The 18,592-nt window shown below is 50.4% G+C and carries 15 protein-coding genes; all 15 read right to left on the reverse strand.

All coding sequences use genetic code 11. From position 1 onward, the window contains the following. Positions 1-19: 19 nt before the first annotated feature. The 15 genes from HH215_RS18530 to tnpC all read right to left on the reverse strand — a co-directional run bounded on the left by HH215_RS18530 (position 20) and on the right by tnpC (position 18,452). On the reverse strand, positions 20-1,138 hold the full coding sequence (locus tag HH215_RS18530; RefSeq protein WP_169281256.1) for an MORN repeat-containing protein: 1,119 nt from the start codon (positions 1,136-1,138) through the stop codon (positions 20-22). A 341-nt stretch (positions 1,139-1,479) separates the two neighbouring features. After that, positions 1,480-2,433, reverse strand: coding sequence for a formylglycine-generating enzyme family protein (locus HH215_RS18535; RefSeq protein WP_169281257.1), 954 nt, complete (start codon positions 2,431-2,433; stop codon positions 1,480-1,482). A gap of 34 nt (positions 2,434-2,467) precedes the next feature. Then, a complete protein-coding gene (locus tag HH215_RS18540; RefSeq protein ID WP_169281258.1) occupies positions 2,468-3,001 on the reverse strand; it encodes a chromate transporter in 534 nt (177 codons plus the stop codon). A 29-nt stretch (positions 3,002-3,030) separates the two neighbouring features. Next, positions 3,031-3,669 carry a chromate transporter gene (locus HH215_RS18545; protein WP_310735487.1) on the reverse strand — a complete coding sequence of 213 codons (639 nt, stop codon included), beginning with the start codon at positions 3,667-3,669 and terminating at the stop codon, positions 3,031-3,033. An 81-nt stretch (positions 3,670-3,750) separates the two neighbouring features. Next, positions 3,751-5,217, reverse strand: a complete 1,467-nt coding sequence (locus tag HH215_RS18550) for an ABC transporter substrate-binding protein (RefSeq protein ID WP_169281259.1) — start codon at positions 5,215-5,217, stop codon at positions 3,751-3,753. A gap of 27 nt (positions 5,218-5,244) precedes the next feature. Next, positions 5,245-6,039, reverse strand: a complete 795-nt coding sequence (locus HH215_RS18555) for a carbohydrate ABC transporter permease (protein WP_169281260.1) — start codon at positions 6,037-6,039, stop codon at positions 5,245-5,247. 12 nt (positions 6,040-6,051) lie between these two features. Continuing rightward, positions 6,052-6,996: a carbohydrate ABC transporter permease gene (locus HH215_RS18560; RefSeq protein ID WP_169281261.1), complete on the reverse strand. Its 945-nt coding sequence runs from the start codon at positions 6,994-6,996 to the stop codon at positions 6,052-6,054. Positions 6,997-7,038: 42 nt separating this feature from the next. After that, positions 7,039-8,517, reverse strand: coding sequence for a sulfatase-like hydrolase/transferase (locus tag HH215_RS18565; RefSeq protein WP_169281262.1), 1,479 nt, complete (start codon positions 8,515-8,517; stop codon positions 7,039-7,041). A 32-nt stretch (positions 8,518-8,549) separates the two neighbouring features. Further along, positions 8,550-8,858 (reverse strand): L-rhamnose mutarotase, encoded by a 309-nt coding sequence (locus tag HH215_RS18570; RefSeq protein ID WP_169281263.1) that lies wholly within the window; start codon positions 8,856-8,858, stop codon positions 8,550-8,552. Further along, the gene (locus tag HH215_RS18575) at positions 8,815-9,918 is read right to left on the reverse strand and encodes a substrate-binding domain-containing protein (protein ID WP_169281264.1); all 1,104 of its coding nucleotides are present in this window, start codon (positions 9,916-9,918) and stop codon (positions 8,815-8,817) included. Before HH215_RS18575 ends, HH215_RS18570 begins: the two co-directional genes overlap by 44 nt. A gap of 423 nt (positions 9,919-10,341) precedes the next feature. After that, positions 10,342-10,572, reverse strand: coding sequence for a hypothetical protein (locus HH215_RS18580; protein ID WP_169281265.1), 231 nt, complete (start codon positions 10,570-10,572; stop codon positions 10,342-10,344). A gap of 208 nt (positions 10,573-10,780) precedes the next feature. Further along, a complete protein-coding gene (locus tag HH215_RS18585; RefSeq protein WP_169281266.1) occupies positions 10,781-13,891 on the reverse strand; it encodes an RCC1 domain-containing protein in 3,111 nt (1,036 codons plus the stop codon). A gap of 18 nt (positions 13,892-13,909) precedes the next feature. Next, the gene (locus tag HH215_RS18590) at positions 13,910-14,614 is read right to left on the reverse strand and encodes a response regulator transcription factor (protein WP_169281267.1); all 705 of its coding nucleotides are present in this window, start codon (positions 14,612-14,614) and stop codon (positions 13,910-13,912) included. A gap of 132 nt (positions 14,615-14,746) precedes the next feature. After that, a complete protein-coding gene (locus HH215_RS18595; RefSeq protein ID WP_169281268.1) occupies positions 14,747-16,771 on the reverse strand; it encodes a sensor histidine kinase in 2,025 nt (674 codons plus the stop codon). 208 nt (positions 16,772-16,979) lie between these two features. After that, a complete protein-coding gene (tnpC, locus tag HH215_RS18600; protein WP_169281269.1) occupies positions 16,980-18,452 on the reverse strand; it encodes an IS66 family transposase in 1,473 nt (490 codons plus the stop codon). Between the last annotated feature and the right edge of the window lie 140 nt (positions 18,453-18,592).

Here is an 18,592-nt window from a genome sequence, read left to right on the forward strand (position 1 = left end):
CTGATTTGCGTTCTATTCTTTAGTCTTCATCTTCATAAAGGTCGCAATCGTCATCGTAATCATCATCATCTTCATCATCGTTGTATCCATAGATGGTAAGCGAAGGATTCCGCTCTACCAAGAACTTTAGATCTTCTAGATCCACCCAATCGCGTTCGACCGATAAACTCTCGAGCGTCTTGATCCGAGCCAGCGGCTTAAGATCCGTAACGCACGTATCCTGGAGGTATAGATCGGCTAGATTCGGCAGGTTCGCAAGGCTGTCAACGGAGCTGATGTTTGTCGAGTTCAAGTTGAGAGAATTCAAATTAACCAAGCAACTGAGATCCGGCAGTTCAATGATGCTGTCGTCAAGCGATCCCGACAAATCTAGATCCGACAAATTGACCGCATGTTCGATTCCCGTCAAATCCTTAATCCATTCGCCGTACGAGCAATCCAAATAATAGAGTTGCTTCATGTCTCCGATGGTAATCGGATTTGGATTCTGAATTCGAGGATCTTTTCGGATCGCCTTTTCCAGACTGGGATCGAGCTTAAGAACGGTTTGATCCGTCAACGGGATCGAGGTTCGGGAGGGTACGAGAGAAGGCATTTCAACGCCAAGTTCGAATAGAATCTCGTCAAAATGAATCTTCTTTTCTCGATCTATCGATTCAAAGTAATCCCTGCTGCCATGATCCGGATCGATCTGCCGAATAAGTTCGCCTTCCTCCCACTCGCCTTTAATGACTTTTCCCTTGTAATACTGGAAGCCGATTCCGTCCTTCTTATTCTTCGAGAACGTACCGACGAAATTGAGCTCACCGTCAGGTGCATAGACCACCCCCGGCCCTTGAAATTCCCGATCCTCGAAATGCCCGTGGTATACATAACCGTTATTAAAATAAAAGATGCCCTTGCCTTCATAATGGTTGTTCTTAAACTCACCTTCGTATACTAAATCGTAAACACGCGAACGATATTCTTTACCCTGCCCGTTTTTTAGACCATACTGCCAGAAACCTTCGTAATTTAATCCGCCGGTTCTATCGAATTCTTTGCCGAATCCGTGAGGCTTATTGCAACGAAGTTCCCCCTCGTATGTATATCCTCTTAGATCAATCCTACCTGAAGTATTCGCTTTCCGATTTCCCATGGCAGTCATCTCCCGGATGTTGGTTCGTTCTTCCTTCCTATATTCGTATATCATATTACGACAAATTCCTTGTCTTTCCAACCCTCCTAATCCCATTAACTTGTCGGTCCTTCACGAGCTTTAATGTCGCTACGATCAAAAAACTAACAATCACAAGAAGCAACCATGAGCTCACCTTGCCAAAATGGACGATCCGCCACATCCTCTCACCACCTAAATGCATGAATCTCCTTTGATCAAATTTATTCTTTAGCGTCTTCATCGCTTTGGTATTCTAAAATATCTTAAAAAAAGCGGTTGCCGCAGCAACCGCTTTTCCGCTATCCAGTCCCGTCTAATCTTCAAATCGACAGTACGCATCGAAAACCGATATTTCCGGTCGAGCTGTCAGGCGTATTCTTGCTTCGAGCCGCTACTCGGTACCTGTTGCAATACGATTTGTGGCATAAATACGAGCCTCCCCGTATTACTCTTTCGCTTCCCTCACGGGGCCCTAACGGATTATCCGTTTCATTGGAAGAATAATAGTTCGGACTAAACCAATCGGCGCACCATTCCCACGCATTCCCCGCCATGTTATACAGACCATACCCGTTGGGGTGATAGCTTCGAACCGGAGCGGTGCCGGAATACCCGTCGCTCGCGTGATCCTTGACAGGAAATTTGCCTTGCCAGATGTTACACCGATGCTCGCCTCCGGGCTTAAGTTCGTCCCCCCAAGGGTATCGCTTCTGAATAAGTCCTCCGCGGGCGGCGTATTCCCATTCCGCTTCGGAAGGCAGGCGCTTGCCGGCCCATGCGCAATACGCCATGGCATCATTCCAACTGACATGAATCACCGGATGATCTCTTCGATCTTCGAATCCGGTATCCGGACCTTCCGGATGACGCCAATCCGCCCCTTCAACGACGAGCCACCACGGCGTTCCCGGCGGAGTTCGATTACTGCGGGATGCCGTATCCGGCGACACGAACAAATGAAATACGTACGACCAACCAAAGCGTTCGGCTTCCGTTACATAACCCGTAGCCGTGACAAACCTGGCAAACTCTTCGTTCGTAACCGCACAGGCGTCCATGTAAAATCCGGTGATCGCGACGCCGTGAATCGGCCCTTCTCCATCGGCGGGGAAGCCTTCCCGGTCATTCGTTCCCATGAGAAAAGAGCCTCCGGGAATATATACCATTCCGGATTTGTCGATTACGGACGCCTCTATGCCCCGATCCGAGTCTACTTGTTCCGTTAGAAGGGATGTGTCGCTTGTCTGGAAACGGCTAGGACCGCAACAACTCATCGAAAATCCAACTCCCTTGGCATACTTGTACTTGTTAAAATAATACAATACCGGCAACGCCGGCCGTCAGAATAACCTTAAAAGGGTGGAACTTGTATTTAAGCATAACATAGAGACTTCCCGCGCAGATGCCCAACGTATAAACCGTATTCCAAGTAAATGCGTTCTCGTTTCCGCCGAGAAAACCGAAATGAATCGCGGCATATACGATCAGCCCCGTAATAATAGGACGTAAGCCATAAAATGAAGACTTTAGCCATTTGTTATGCTGAAGACGGATGAATACAGTAGTAAGCAGTATAACGACAACGAGAGACGGCAATACAATGCCTAGAGTTGATAATATCGCGCCCCATAACCCTGCCGTTTTATAGCCGATAAGCGTAGCGCTGTTCGTCGCTATTGGCCCGGGCGCCATTCCGGCAAGCGACACCGCCGCTTGAAATTCGCTGCTTGAGAGCCACCCGTTAGCCGCCACTTCATATTGAATGAGAGGGATGACGGCATAACCGCCACCGAAGGAAACAAAGCCTATTTTCAGAAACGTAACGAACAATTCCCATAACATGCCTCGCCCTCTCCCTCCCTAATTTGCATTCAAATATAATATTCCGGATAGACAAGCTCATGCTTCGACTTATTCATCCCTGATTTCTCCGTCCGCGCCCGAAGACCGATCAATTCCTTTCCTTTCACGAGCGCGGTTCCGGCCAGCAACCCGGATAGAATGATATATAGCGGATTAATATCGAGCAAGAATAACGCCAAGAAAGCCCCAATGGCTACACACGTCGTGGCCACGTCAAAAACCGATGACTTCGCCATCCGGAAAGCAGCCATGAGAATCAATGCGACTACGGCGCCATGCACGCCTTTCAAAGCTGCTTCTACCTTGGAATTGTCCTGAAAATACAAATAAAACAAGCTTAAAGCGATCACGATCAGGAAGGTCGGCAACGTAACGCCCGCAACCGCTGCAACAGCCCCTGCAATCCCGGCTTTACGATAACCGACGAAAGCGGCGGCGTTTACCCCGACTCCGCCGGGAGCCGACCCGGATAAAGAAACCATATCCGCTAACTCCTTGTCGTCGATCCATTGCTTCTTCTCGATCACTTCCCGCTCTATAGCTGGCATCATAGCGTAACCGCCGCCGAACGTGGAAGGTCCGATGCGGAAAAAAGTCCAAAACAATTGCAAGAGCAAGTCGTGTCCCTTCCGTTTCCGAATCCCCACCAAACGCCCCCCTTTCATGCCGGGCTTCTTCCGATGAACGAGAAAGCCGCCAGTCACACGACCGGCGGCCCATGCCCTCATTTACTTCGTGATTCCGTAATTGTTCTCTTTGTTCCAATCGTTCGTTGTCATTAATTTGTTAACGCCGTCAACCATGACTTTCTTCAGTTGGCTGATGTATTTTTCCTGCGTGATCTTTCCGTCCAGGAACAGCTGACCGAGCTTTTGGTTATTCTCGGTTACGTTCTTGTCGACTTCACCGCCGTAAATATTCAACTTCATTTGCTCTCCCGCGAACTTAAATCCGGCCAGCTTCTCCGGCAGGTCCGCATTCTCCGTGACCGGCGCTCTGTAGAGCTTATCGGCCATCGAGCCCTGAATCTCGGGAGATACGGTGAAGCGGAGGAAGTCGATGGCAGCCTCAAGCTTTTCTTTCGGAATCGTAGCGGGAATAGCCAGATTTCCGGCCGGAACTCCGCCGATCTCCATCAGTTTGCCTGCGGCGTCCGGATGGTTATCTTGCGTCAAATAAGGCAGCGGGAAGGAAGCCATCTCGAATTGACGTGCTTTAGATTCGAACATAACCTTGCTTTGCGCGCTCGTTCTCATGATCATTGCCGCTTCGCCGCGCAGAAACAGATCGTTGGATGAATTCATATCAAGGCCGTTGTAACCTTTGGACCAGTATTGGCTCCAATCCTTAATTATGCCAAACATATCCTTATAAGGGCTCTTCTCGATATCGATCAGTCCTTGATCTACGCCGCGTACGTATTCGTTAATCTCAATGAAACCGTTGCCGCTGACATCAAGCTCGGGATAGGTATTCGCGATCAGCTCCTCGGTCAGAATCCGGGAAGTCCAGCTATAGTTGAAATCTCCCGGCTTGCTGTTCGGGAACGCGAATGGAGTCACTCCGCTGTCCTTAAGCTTGGCTTGCGCATCCATGAACTCGTTCCAAGTTTGCGGTACTTTTTCGATTCCCGCTTTCGTAAACAAATCCTTGTTATACAAAACCCTGACCACGTCCACATAGGTCGGAACGCTGGCATATTGCTTCTGAGCGCCGATCAATTGCGCCAGAACGGAGGGGGAGATCGTCCCTTCCAGCGACTTGTCGCCCAGATAAGCCGACGGTTCCTTGAAATAAGGGGTCAGATCGACCAGTTGGCCTTTATTCAAATCTTCGTGATCCCAAATCCGGCGAGTCATGAAAATATCGGGTGCCGTGCCGGCGATCAATTGCGTAGTGACCCAAGCTCTATGCTGCTCGACCCCGCCAAAATTCTGAACTTCCATGTTAATGGTGACGCCGGGGTTTTTGTCCATATAGCTTTGCGCGATCGATTCCCATGCTTCTTTCTCGGACGTGTCATTCTGCGACTCCGTCATCATCGTCATATTCAGCTCAATCGACGGAGCGGAGGATTCCTCGCTCGCTTCCCCGTTACCGGCGCCCGTTTCGCTTTTGGAGCATCCGCTTAACATCAACATTCCGGCTAAAGCACCGGCAACCACGGTGTACAAACCTTTCTTGACCTTCCTCATTGTAAGACCCCTTCCTCATGTTGGTTTTTATCCTTTTACCGCTCCGGCGGTAATCCCCGATACGAAAGATCTGGTGGCAAATATGAACAGCAGGAACAGCGGTAGAGAAGCAACGACGAAGCCAGCGAATTGAAGTCCCTGAACCGTATCGATCGTACCCTCAATGTTGTTCAAAGCCAGGATAATCGGTTTCACTTTGTCGCCCGAGGTGACAACCAGCGGCCATATGTAATTGTTCCAGCCCAATAGGGCGTTGATGATCGCTATCGTGGAAATAATCGGCGTGGACAGCGGTAAAATGATGGAGTAGAACACCTTGAAATCGCCGGCCCCCTCCATCTCCGCGGCTTCCAGCAAACTTCCCGATAATCCCTGGAAGAATGTCCTTGTGAGCATTGTCGCCATGGCGGATGCGCCTGCCATCGGGCCGAATATTTGCGCCCAATACGTGTTGATCAGACCAAGATCCTTGAACAGAATGAACTGAGGGATCAACAGCAGGAAGCCCGGAACCATCATCAACATAATGATTAGAAAGTAAAGCACGTTTTTTCCGAAAAACTCATACCGGACGAATGCGAATCCCGCAAGCGTTGAATTGAGAAGCACGCAGAAAACGATGCCGGCCGTAATCAGAATGGAATTCAATAGAAACGGGTAGATCTGCATGAAAACCTCGGAGTAATTACCGACATGCAGGGGGAAAGCCGGAGCCCAGAAATGATGTACGATTTGATCGTATTGCTTGAGCGAAGTAACGATCAGCATATAGAACGGAAACAAGGTGAGCAGAAGCAGTACGGTCAGTATGATACGGCCCATGGCCATCCCCCCTTAGTCGAGTTTATCCGTAGGTTTGATGAATCTGTTGAACAACAGCGTTACGGTAACGAGGATAACGAACACCACGACCCCGATCGCGGAAGCGTATCCAAGCTCGTTGTACTCGAACCCTTGCTTGTACAAATATAAGGCCGGAGTTAGCGTAGAGAAGCCTGGTCCTCCGTTCGTCAATACGAGAACGTTCTCAAAGCTTTGAAACTGATTGATGAAGGCGAGGACAACGACAAGACGGATTTGATTTTTGATAAGCGGAAGCTCGATCCGCCAGAACCGCTGCCACTTGCTTATCCCGTCTATCCGCCCCACTTCGTATAACTCGGGCGAGATGGTGATCATTCCGGCAAGGAAGATCAGAAAGTAAATGCCTCCGATCCACGGAAAGTTAACGAAGACGATCGACCACAATGCCAGATCGCTGTCGCCGAGCCACGTCTGGGTTAATTGTTCCAGTCCGACGACGGTCAGGAATTGGTTGATGGCGCCGTCCCCCATATAAATCCATCTCCAGAGGAGAAAGATGATGATATAAGGAACGACCATAGGTACGAGAAATAGCGTTTTGTATAAATTCTGTACGCGCTTGCTGACCATGTGCGAAATGGTCACCGCCGCGAACAAGGGTAAAGTCAGGTTGATGACGATAAAACTTCCGGTAAAGAGAGCGATGTTTTTCAAGGAAATATGGAACGATTCGTCCTGAAACAGCCGAACGTAGTTGTTCATGCCGATGAAATTATCGATGTTCGCGCCATTCCACTCATAGAAGGACTTAATGATGGCGTTAAAAAACGGAATATACTTAAACAAGCCCATGGATATGAAGATCGGAACAAGAAACAGGTAAGCTTTCAGATGGGTCATTACCCGCTTCTTGCGTTTTGCCGCTTTCGCGTCCGTTAGGAGCGCGGCTCCGTTCTTAACGGCGATGTCGCTCAATTCCAGTCACCCTTTCCGTTATGATCTTCCGATTACGCATGCTTACGTACTCCAAGGATCTCTAAGGTAGGATGCGAAGGTGAGATCGACCTCCGGAGACTTATCCTCTGTACGCAGACGCCAATCCAGAATTTTCAGCTGCAGTTCATGGACCAGAGACCGGTTCTGCGGATCATCAGCCAAATTGTTGAACTCGTCCGAGTCGTTCTCCAGATCGTACAGCTCACACGGTTGGTCGGAATAATGAACGTATTTCCAGCGCTTATTCCTTACCATGACCGCTTTGCACTGGTCCGGATTCAGGCCAAGCTGACGGCGTGCATGATAGTACTGGAAATCCCATTCCGCGAACACCTCCTGCCTCCACGATGCAGCCGTTCCATCCAGAAGCGGAAACAAGCTCCTTCCGTCTACGGCTTGGGGAATCGGTAATCCCGCAGCTTCCATGCAGGTTGGCAGCAGATCCACGGTCTCGACAAAGCTCTCGGTAACGGTGCCTGGCTTAATCCGCCCTGGCAGGCTGACCATAAGCGGTACATGGATGGCTTGTTCGTAGAACAGTTCCTTCTCTACCATGTAATGATCGCCCATATACTCGCCATGATCCGATGTGAAGATGATCAGCGTGTTATCCCGTATGCCCAACTGCTTCAATTCTTCCAACAACCGTCCCATATGGTCGTCCAGTTGCGTGATCATGCCGTAGTACACGGCCCTGATCTGACGAAGCAAACGTTCATCCTCGAGGAAGTTTCCTCTCCTCTCCTCGCGAAACAATTTTTGCAGAGGGGGTTTGCTCTTCAGTTCATCGGGCATTAACCGCGGCATCGGCACGTCCTTCGGATCATACATGCTATGGTAAGGCTCGGGCACCGAGAAAGGCAGATGAGGTTTCCAGTAAGAGAGATGCAGCATCCACGGCCGATCTCCCGTCTCGCGAATGAACCGAATAGCCTCATTGGTTAAGTAAGCGGTATCACTATGTTCCTCGGCAATACGCGATGGGTAATATGCCTCCCGGAAATCCTCGGGATATGCCTCTTGGCCGGGAATTACCTCCAACTCCCTCGGCCAGTAGCGGTAACGGATATCCTCTTCGCTGTATCCATTGCTTTTCAAATATTCCGGATAGGCGGAGTAAGCATCTTTCACCGGCAAGCCGTCGTAATAGGCGAAATATTCGAAGCCGTATTTTTCCGTAATCGGAGTAAAATGCGTTCTGCCCACAAGAGCGGCCCGATATTGGTGATCGTTAAAATAATCGGCAATCGTTCGTTCTCCCGGGCGGAACGGGACTTCGTTAAAGCGTACGCCGTTGTTGTGCGTATATCTGCCTGTATACATTGCGGCCCTTGATGGACCGCATACCGCCGACTGAACGAATGTATTGGAGAACAATGCTCCGCTCTCCGCGAGCGCGTCGAGATTCGGCGTTCTCACGAGCGGATGACCGGTAATGCCCAAGCTGTCGTAGCGTAGCTGATCTGCCGTAATGAACAGGATGTTAACCTTTTTATCCATTGAATCCTCTCTTTCCATTCCCGGTGTTTCCGTCAATCCACGCGGAAGACTCGCTCTAGAAAGCGAAAGCCCATATTTTCATCCCGAATAATAATGTCGGACATATGGTTTCTCCACTGCGCGGCAATGGGTTCCGCCTGCATGGCTGCGAATGACGCGTCAAAATCCCCGTCATGCTCCATGTAGGCGAATAACGTCGTCCCATTCAAGTAAATCGAATAATTGAAGAAACCGTGCTTCTTGATATTCGCCTTAATCTCCGGCCAAACGTCGACGTGTCTCCGTTTGTACTCTTCCTCAGTCCCTGGCCGGATTTGAATGGTGAATGCTCTGCCCGTCATGCAGACTAGCCTCCTCCGCGCCGGGTTCGATGGTGTTGATCGACTCTCTGTAGATCACCCTGCAAGGCAGCAGTTCAGTTCCTCTGTCAAACTGTTCATCGAGCAGTCTGGCCATCGCCATTCTGCCGATCTCGTAAAACGGTTGAACCATCGTGCTCAACGAGATGCGCATGAGCGATTCGAACGGGATGTAGCCGGATGCGAACAGCGACAAGTTGACAGGCACTTCGATATCCTTCTCCACAAGCGTTTCCAAGATTGTCAGCGTGGACATGTAGTCGGCCGCGAAGATCGCGGTGCATTCCGGATGACGATCCACCCAATCGCTGAATAGGTCATGGGCATCATTCAAATTCTCCGGCCTGCCAACGAACCAGTCGTCGGAGAAAGGCAACCCCCGCTTCTTGAAACAATCCCGAAACGCATCTTGGCGATGACGATAATTCGGTTGTCCATCCCGAAGACCCAGCAGGCCGATCCGTTGATGTCCCTTATCGAGCAGATAATCGATGACTTGAGTCGAGCCTTGATACAGATCGGCATTCACGCAGCTGAACGGGACATTCTGGAAGTCCGAGTTCAACACGACAAAACGCTGTCCCGCTGCCCAGGCTTTGAGCAGGAAAGGTACCTGGTCTTCCGAAGGCGTAATAACGATATAACCGTTAATGTTAGCGGGCGCTTCGGCATTGCCGTTGTCGATAAACTGGATGGCGCGTCCTCTATCGTTCGCTTCATTGCGAAGACCGTCCATCATTTCGGACAAGGTTGCGTATACGCTGGGATACGGATTGCAGAACCATACGCTGACCGGTTCGATGCCCTGTTTTATTTTGGCCGCGTTTGCGGAGACGTACGTCCCTTTCCCCTTCTCGGCGGTAAGGACGCCCTCGAGTATCAACTCGTTCACCGCGCGGTTTAACGTGCTCCAACTGCATTCGTATTGTTCCGATAAAGCGACGCGTCCGGGGAGAATATCCCCTGGGTTTAACTTGCCATCTGCGATTTTCTTCTTGATGCTTTGTTTTATCTGGTAGTAAGTCGGCGTGAACTGTTCCATGAGCCATTCTCCTTTCGTTCGTGTTATTAACCATTGTATTATAGTACATATGTATCAAGGTAGATGGGTTTAGTATAATGAGTCTTACCCATTCGTGTCAACCCAAAGTATTCCAAAAAAAGTATTCCAATATTTCGTAATAGATTTACAGGCATGCAGAGGGGGAGGCACCATGTACCCAGTCCGCACGCATCATTTTCGTTAATCGTTTTTTTTCATCATCCGCTCTTTCCCGTTGCCTGAGTGAACTGCACATACCTGCAGATTCCCATAGCTAATTGGATATGTGTACTTTGCTCAGGAGCTGGATTCCGTAAACAAAATAACCGCGCTATGCGCGGAGGGTCGATGTATATGCTTCAAGGGCGCAAGGTTTTCCTTGCGCCTAGCTTGTCTTGATAATAGATAGCTATTATCCGTTCATTATTCTCGATGCGAGTTATCATCGTTATCTGTTACGGCTTCACCCGCATTATTGCCCAATGAAGCGCCTACGATGCCGCCTACAACAGTTCCGATCGGGCCTAAAGCCGAACCCACGACAGCGCCAACAGCACCGCCGCCTACTGCTCCAACAACTCCTCCGGCGTTAACGTCATCTTTGTTGTCTCCGTCAGAGTCATAGTTTCGATCGTGATCATTGTTTTTAGACATTTAATCTCACTCCTTCGTTTTTGTGAAGGCTACTGCTTGTAACGCAGTCCCAAAAAATATCTTGCCCTCTCTTGCTGAAATGGATTCATTAATAATTTTCTGTCAGAAACGTTAGCCTCTCATGCAATGGGAAAAACCCCAATCCCTAACGGCTAACGGGATTGGGGTTTTTCATAAGATAATCGTGTTGAGAAGAATCGTTACACCCTCATTGTTTCCGTGCCGACAACGCGCGTCCAATGAAAACGATCGCTTCCGCCCGTGTCGCGGTACCTTTAGGCACGAACAGATCCGCTTTGCGTCCTTGTATAATGCCTAGCTCGGATGCTACAGCCACGAACGGCTTCGCCCATGACGGGATCTTGCCATCGTCTGCGAACTTCGTTGTTGCATCGGTAGCCAACGTTAATCCCAACGCTCGAATGATAATCGCCGTCATCTCCGTACGGGTTAAGAGGGCATTCGGCTGGAAGCTTCCGTCCCCGTAACCGGATATCAGTTTATGCTTAACGGCCAACGTCACGGATGGACGCGCCCAAGCCCGAATTTCTTTGCCGTCTTTGAAAGAGATCTCCGTATCCTCTCCCGTATCCTTATATCCGAATGCGTTTATGAGCAGCTTCACGAACTCGGCTCGCGTTACCGCTTGGTCCGGTCGGAAGCTGTTGTCGGCATAACCTCTCGCCCAGCCATCGGTTAAAGCCTTGTTAATGGATGCTTCCGCCCAATGACCGGAAACTTCCGCATAGGTTACCGGCTGCTTAGTTCCCGCTCCCGGCAGTCCCGGATCCGGTTTCGTGTCAGGATTACCAGATTTCGGGTCCGACCCTGACGGGTCCGGCTTCACGGGCGGGTTCGGATTTGTTCCTGGACCCGTACCCGGATTAGTTCCCGGCGTTGTGCCCGGACCGTCTCCTCCGCTTGGTCTTCTCGTTATGACGACCGGAACGGTCGTTTCGCTGCCGCCGAATCGCGCGGTCAGCGTAATCTGACCCGAAGCTTGTCCGTACACAAGACCATCGCTGTTAATGGTGGCGATCGAAGAGTCCGACACAGAATACGTGCTTTCCTTCGTAACGTCCTTCGTTTCTCCGTTCCAATAATGCGCGGTTAACGCTGTTGCTACACTCGTCCCGGACATCGCTTCATACTGGTTTTTCCCGAATACGACTTTAGTAACGACCGGAACGAAGTTCACTTCCGCCGGTTGTCCTAGCATCAAACCCGTTCGCATCGCGGTAACCGTCGCCTTGCCGGAAGTTCGCGACGTCATTTCCGCCGCGTAAACCCCGTATACCGCTTCCGTGACCGAACCGATCTCTCCTAGATCGGTCAAGAATGAAACATCCCCGCCGCTCTGAGTTAAGGCATTGCCGAACTTATCATAGACTTGAAGAACGATTGTCGCTTTATTTTCCCCGTTGGCCGGTAGGCTGTTAGGTTCGACATGCAGCACGGAATTGGCTGCGTCAGGATCGCTCGACAGGAAGGTAACTCGAGCGTCCAGCCCCAGAGGAACTTCGTTAATAGCTACGCTTACTGTTGATGCGTCCGCTACTGTTGAGGTTAACGCTGCTTCATATTTGCCGACCGAGAGCTCGGTCAGTGGCCCCAAGGTCCCCCGCGAAGCGGTCAACGAAACATTGGGCACGCTTGACGACATGGCGTTGCCCCACGCGTCTTTCAACTCCAAGGTCAGAATAGACGAGCTTGTCCCATCGGCAGTAACAACGCTTGGAGTTGCAATAAGGGTTGACGCGCTTGCGCTCGGAGCTCCGGGAGTCACCTGAACGCTTAGCTTGGTCGGAACTTCTAACCCGTTAATCGTAGCGGTAACTTTGCTTATCCCTGGTCGCTCGGACCTGAACGAAGCGGTGAATTTGCCCGCGCCTGCATAGGATACAGGTCCGACGACGCCAAAATCCGTAGTCATCCGTACCCGGTCGGTGCCCGTATTCAGAGCGTTGCCTGCGCTATCCGCAAGCTGAATCGACACTTGAACGGTGTCTCCGGCCGTTGCGGATCGGGCGCTGTCCGCTGTCCATTTCGTTTGCGCAAGAGTACCTAAGGTCATTTGCGCCAACTTCTGAATCGTCGCCTCCGTACGATTGCCGCCTAATGCTTTAGAGGAGTTGCCGCCGACGCTCCATACGGAGCCATCGGTTCCAAGAATGCTCGTATGGGCATTGCCGGTCACTGCTATCGCGGCCTCGACAACCGGCGTTCCGTCTTCGCTAGCGATAACTTGACCGGGTATCGCTACCGAGGGCTCGTTCCATTCTCTTCCTAATTGATACTGAAACGTTGCTGCTACGTTCTGATTGGAGCCCCACGTCCATAACGTTCCGTCGTTTCTAACCGCAACGCTGTGCTGAAAGCCGGCCTCCATCATCTTAACATCGCCGAAAGGGATACCCCCCGGCAAAATAATAGGACGGGCGCTAGTCTCGATTGGGTAATCCCTTCTGCCCAACTGCCCCGATAAATTATCGCCCCAGGACCATAATATGCCATCCGTCTTAAGGGCGAGCGAACTGTAACCTTTAGCCGATATCATCTTTACCCCGGTCAGGTTGCCCGAGTTTACGCCGTCGATTACGTTAACGGGATAGACTTGACTAGATTGCGTTCCGTTGCCCAGTTGACCGTTCGTATTCATCCCCCAAGCCAATACCTCATTGGTCGTGGTCAGCGCAAGCGAATGAAATTGACCGGCCGCTATCGCTTTGATTCCGTATAGTTTGATAGAAGAGGATGCCAATGATTGAACGGGGAACGTTGCACTCGTTTTCGTACCATTGCCAAGCTGCCCGTATATATTCAAGCCCCAGGACCAGACGCCTCCATCCTCGTCGAGCGCGAGCGAATGAGAGTCGCTCGTAGATATTTCCGTAATTTTTTTGTTATTAAACCCGTCGATCTTTCCGGCAACCCTTGTCGCTCCGATACGTCCAAGCTGTCCCATGCCGTTATCGCCCCACGAGTATACCGTGCCGTCGCGTTTGAGCGCGAGCGAATGCTGCGAAGCTGCGGAAACCGCGACGACATCGGATAATACTTGGCCGTTTCCGTCTATTACCGGCGATGCGTAGTCCCGGTTACCCGTCACGCCGACACCCAATTGACCGGACGTATTTCTCCCCCAGGACATGACCGTCCCATCGCTCATCAAAGCCAACATATGATAAGTCCCCGCGGAAATCGACTGAACGGTAAGCGAGGCTTGAGGCGCACCGTCAGCCTTAACGGTCCAATTAGAATTCACCAACGAACTAGCGGTGAATAGTATTAGTAGACAATAGATTAGCTTCTTCCTCAATTGTTGACCTCCAGGTCATTAATCCTCCACCCAGCAAAACTTATAACCGAATCCGCGAATCGTTTGAATATACTTGGGCTCCGAAGGATTACTCTCGATTTTTTTACGTAAATAGCGAATGTGAACACTTACGGTATTCTCCTCGCTCGTCCCTTCCAATCCCCAGATTCTGTCGTACAGCAGGCTTGCGCTGAATACTTGATTCGGATGGCTGGCTAAGAACAGGAGAAGCTGGCGTTCCTTAGCCGATAATCCGACCGTCTTCCCGCAGACCGTAACTTCGCAACCTATCAGATCAATGTCCAAGTCGCCGTTACGCAATCTGTTCTTGTTATTCGACTGCTTCCAATAGGCATAGCTTCGCAGTTGCGTCCGAATGCGCGCGATTACGACATCGACATCGAAAGGCTTAACGATATAATCGTTCGCCCCTCCCTCCAAGCCGGCTACGATATCTCCGCCTTCTCTCCGGCATGTGACCAGAATGACGGGAATATCCGAACGGCTGCGAATTTCCGCGCATAAGCCCATCCCGTCTCCGTCCGGAAGGTTAATATCCAGCAGCGCCAGATTAGGCAGCTCATTTCCAAGTAACGCCCGAGCTTCTCTAACGCTTCCAGCCGTTGTTACTCGGAACCCGCTCCCCTCCACGCACAACCGGAGCAATTCGCGAATGTCATGTTCATCTTCAACAATCATGATGTGCCCGTCCGACATCTTCATGCACCTTCCCTTCATTAAAATTCCGGCTTCATCCGGCGGAAAATGTATTTTTTTGACGAGGCACATTAAGCATCGTAGCAACGTCAGTTTAAGAGTAGATTAAGAGAATTAAAAAAAGAGAGGTTACCGCAATCATGCGGTTTCCTCCGGCTCCATCTCCCGCATCTGCGCATAACGCAGCGGAAAACGGATATAAAACGTACTTCCTTGAGCCGACGAGCGTTCAAGCCCGATCTCTCCGTTATGGGCGTTCATGATCTCGCGGCAGATCGGTAATCCCAGCCCCGTTCCCATAACCGTCCCCGTTTTGGCGGCCTGCCCCCGATAATAACGTTCGAAAATATGCTCGCGTTCCGATGCTTCGATCCCGCATCCGCTGTCGACAAACCGGATAGTTAGCGACTGTCTTTCAATGACGGCCTCGATTCGAATCGCACCCCCAACAGGCGTAAATTTCCGCGCATTCGATAGCAAGTTAACGAATACTTGCTCCACGCGCATGGGATCGGCATATATAGCCGAGAATCGATCAGGCCAATCGGGCTCGGGAATCGGACTCCATGTAAAGGCGAAGCCCCTCTCTAACATGTCTAATTGCACCTTCGAACATAATCTCGCGAATAGATCCGTAAAGGGTACGAGCTCGAAATCGAACTGGGTATTTTTATTTTCAAGCCTGGCAATTTCCAGCATATCGTCGATCATCCGCTCCATAACGAGCGATTTATCGTGAATGACTTGCAGGTAGCGAGTTTCGCCCGCAGGTATGGTGCCGTTCAGCATTAACTGAACATAACCTTTAATCGCCGTAATCGGCGTGTTGAGCTCATGGCTCACCTCTGAATACATATTGCTGCGAATATCGTCAATGCGCGCCAGCTTATCGTTAGCAATCCTAAGTTCATCATTCAGCTTCCCGAGCTCCTTGTTCGTCGAACGAAGCTGTGCCATGCGCATGATACGCATACCCATAATGATACCGAGACAGAGGATTGCTCCGCCGAAGCCAACGAATGTCCAACCGATTTGGGCAAACGCGTGATGAGAAGTCAACATTGTTCTGGGCGTAGGAAGCAGCCCGAATTGTCCGCTGACCGACTGGCCGAGCACCAACCCTCCCACCAACAAGGCATTACCGATGGCGAACACCGTAATTTCCGTATTCCTTCTCCGCCTAAGCGCACGAATCAGAACGACCGCCAATACGAGTAACAGACACGCCGAAATATAGTCGTAGAAGAGTTGGTAGAACAGCAGTTGAGCTTGTTCCCCTAATATTTGCCACCCTGCTATTGCCGTAAAGGCATAAACGACAACCGCGTAACCGAGATTACGAATCCAGGTGCTGCCTCTCTCGCCGACAATCGCATAGGTGATGAGAATACCGCTAGCATATCCGATATACCAATTGAAATGGACCAGCGATCCTAAGATCATGAGCGACTCCGGGCGGAAGGCATACTGCCAGCCTCCCCACAATACGGTTAAATCGATAGCTATGCTCGCAAAAAATACGGCAAAATAAATAAAGAGCTTCTGGCTGCGGTTGAACAAAAACAATAGTAAAGAAATCGCGCTTAGCAGCGCTAGCACGATCGCCCCGGCCCATACCGGCGCTTCCGTTCGCAGCAGCTTCAGCGCTATAGCCGGTGCTGCTCCCGTCCAAACTTCGAAGCCTTCCAGATTTTGCCGAGGCGAAATACGCGCCACCAGAACCTGATCTTTAGCCCCGACCTTGCTGTCGTAAGCGATCATTCGCCAAGAAATAAATCCCGAAGGCAGCAGCTTCTCCGATCGGTAGATCGGCTTGCCGTCCGCATACAACGAAATCTCGAAATCTTCGACAATATACGAATAGACCAGGAGTTGCCCCGGAGAATGTTCATTATTCGGAATCGTTGCCTTCAACCACAACTCGCGGTTTGAGCTAACGCCTTGAGGATCGGCATCCATCGTAGAGAACGGATGCCAACGCGTGGGCAGCAGACCTTCAGAGATGTCCCCTAAATAATAGGAGTCCCACGTAATACGCGATGCCGGAGCTTCGCTTTCGGAAGCGCTCGTCTTCGCTTGCGTCGAGCTAATCGGAAATATTAAAACTATGGGAAGTAGCATAAGGATTAACAACGTGAATTGCAATTGCTTTAATCGGTTCATGTTCGATCTGCTCTCCTTCAGCAGTAACCCTACTTATTCTCTTCAGTGTACCCTCCACGGTTTCATTCGCATATAGGAATAGTTTAACTTTATCTAACTCAGTTTAAGAGTAGATTAAGAGACGCTTGAATCTATTTATAGACAAGGAAAAACGGAGCAAGGATGATCGAATCCTTGCTCCGTTTTTATTCTCTTATGCCGTTACTACTTACGTAGCACTAAACTGAAACTGACCGCGAAGAACGGAAACGAGTGATTGGTGCAAAGGGAGGGATTGTTTCAGAAGTGTGGAAATAAACCCGCGAATGCTGGCAAACTGCTGTCCGCCGATAGCTGTCCGAAAGCAACCCGAGATCTTTTGTTTCACCTTGGACATGCGAATGTCTCGTTCAGCCAGATTGTTATCAAATGGGATTTGGTCATCGTAAAGAAAGCGGAGTACCGACGCCTTGTGGCGCGTAAGTCGGTCTCCAAGGTTCGCTGCAATACTTTTGCATTTCCGCCCTCGTGGCCCCGTTTTCTCGGGAACCTTATCTGTTGACCATTCGTTTGCTCCAAGCACCAGAATGTCGTCGTACTGACGGTCAATCTCAGCGAGGAGTGCATCTGACATTCGCGTGCCGGAGGCTCTAGCCGCTTTGGCCATTTTCCAACTTCGGCGAAGCAATTCTTTCATTTGGGCTGCCCATTGATGTCGATTGTGATCTACGATGCCCTGGCAGTCACGCAGGAGATGCGCATTACAGAGCGCATGGGAGAACGTTACGTCTGATTTGAAATACGAGGAAAAGCAGTCATGCACGACGATCCCCTTATAGGCAGGCAGCACATCCATTTCGGTGAACGCCGGCCCGCATCGTTTTTCGTTCATATGCAGTAACGTCCATTCGGCGCTCGAGTGCGTATGAAGATGTTGTTGTTTCCCGTTCAAACGCATGGGCGTTTCATCGCAGCAAATGAAGGGTTCTTTGCGCAGTTGCGCTTTGATTACCGGTTCATGCTCCGCTACACGGGATGCCATCGTATTCAGTTGCTCAAGCAAAGTGCGTTCGCTCGGGCGATACCTGGTCAAATCGAAAAAGAACTGAGCAATGCGCTTCAAGGGGAGCAACTGATAGACGCTCAGATACGTCGTCCAAGCAGCAAAGCTTTCCCCGTATTGAACAGGTGCTTTAACTGCGCTGGGAAACTCGGCTCTTTGCAGGGTGCGACAACAAGGACAGCGCTTCTCTTCGGCGCGATGCTCGGTGGTGATGAGCGGAGCTAGGGGTAGGTCAAGCACCTGCCTTTTGATCCAATCCTGCGCAGGTAGTTCAGCCATGGAATGATTGCAGTTTTTGCAGGTGGTAAGGGGATGGACGACAACTTCGTCCGGCTCCAGATGAAAACGAAGGGTATGCCCTTCATGCCCTTTAGGAGCGCCTTTCTTGCCTCCGGGCTCGCGTAAGTTGTTCTTTTTGCGCAGTCCATCACTCGAGGGTGGTTTGCTGCTGTTGTTGCTATTTTGACCGATCTGGCGTTCTAGCTCCTGTACGCGATTTTCGAGCTTCTTGATTTGCCGGGTTTGCGTTTCCACGATCTCGGTTAACTTTTCGTTTTGGGCTAGGAGCGCGGAAATAAAGCCAGCAATCTCGGTATCTCCTTTGCTAACGTGTAGTACCTGTTTCGATGTTAGCTTCACTGTACGCGCTCCTTCCACAAAATCTGATAAGAGAATACTTCTACATCGCCCACTGAAAATCCTTTAAAACAGAAAAAAATCTCCCCAGTTTCAGGGAGACGTAAGTAGTAACTCTTATGCCTTACTATTACGTCCTTTTT

The organism is Cohnella herbarum (assembly GCF_012849095.1).
Lineage (GTDB): Bacteria > Bacillota > Bacilli > Paenibacillales > Paenibacillaceae > Cohnella > Cohnella herbarum.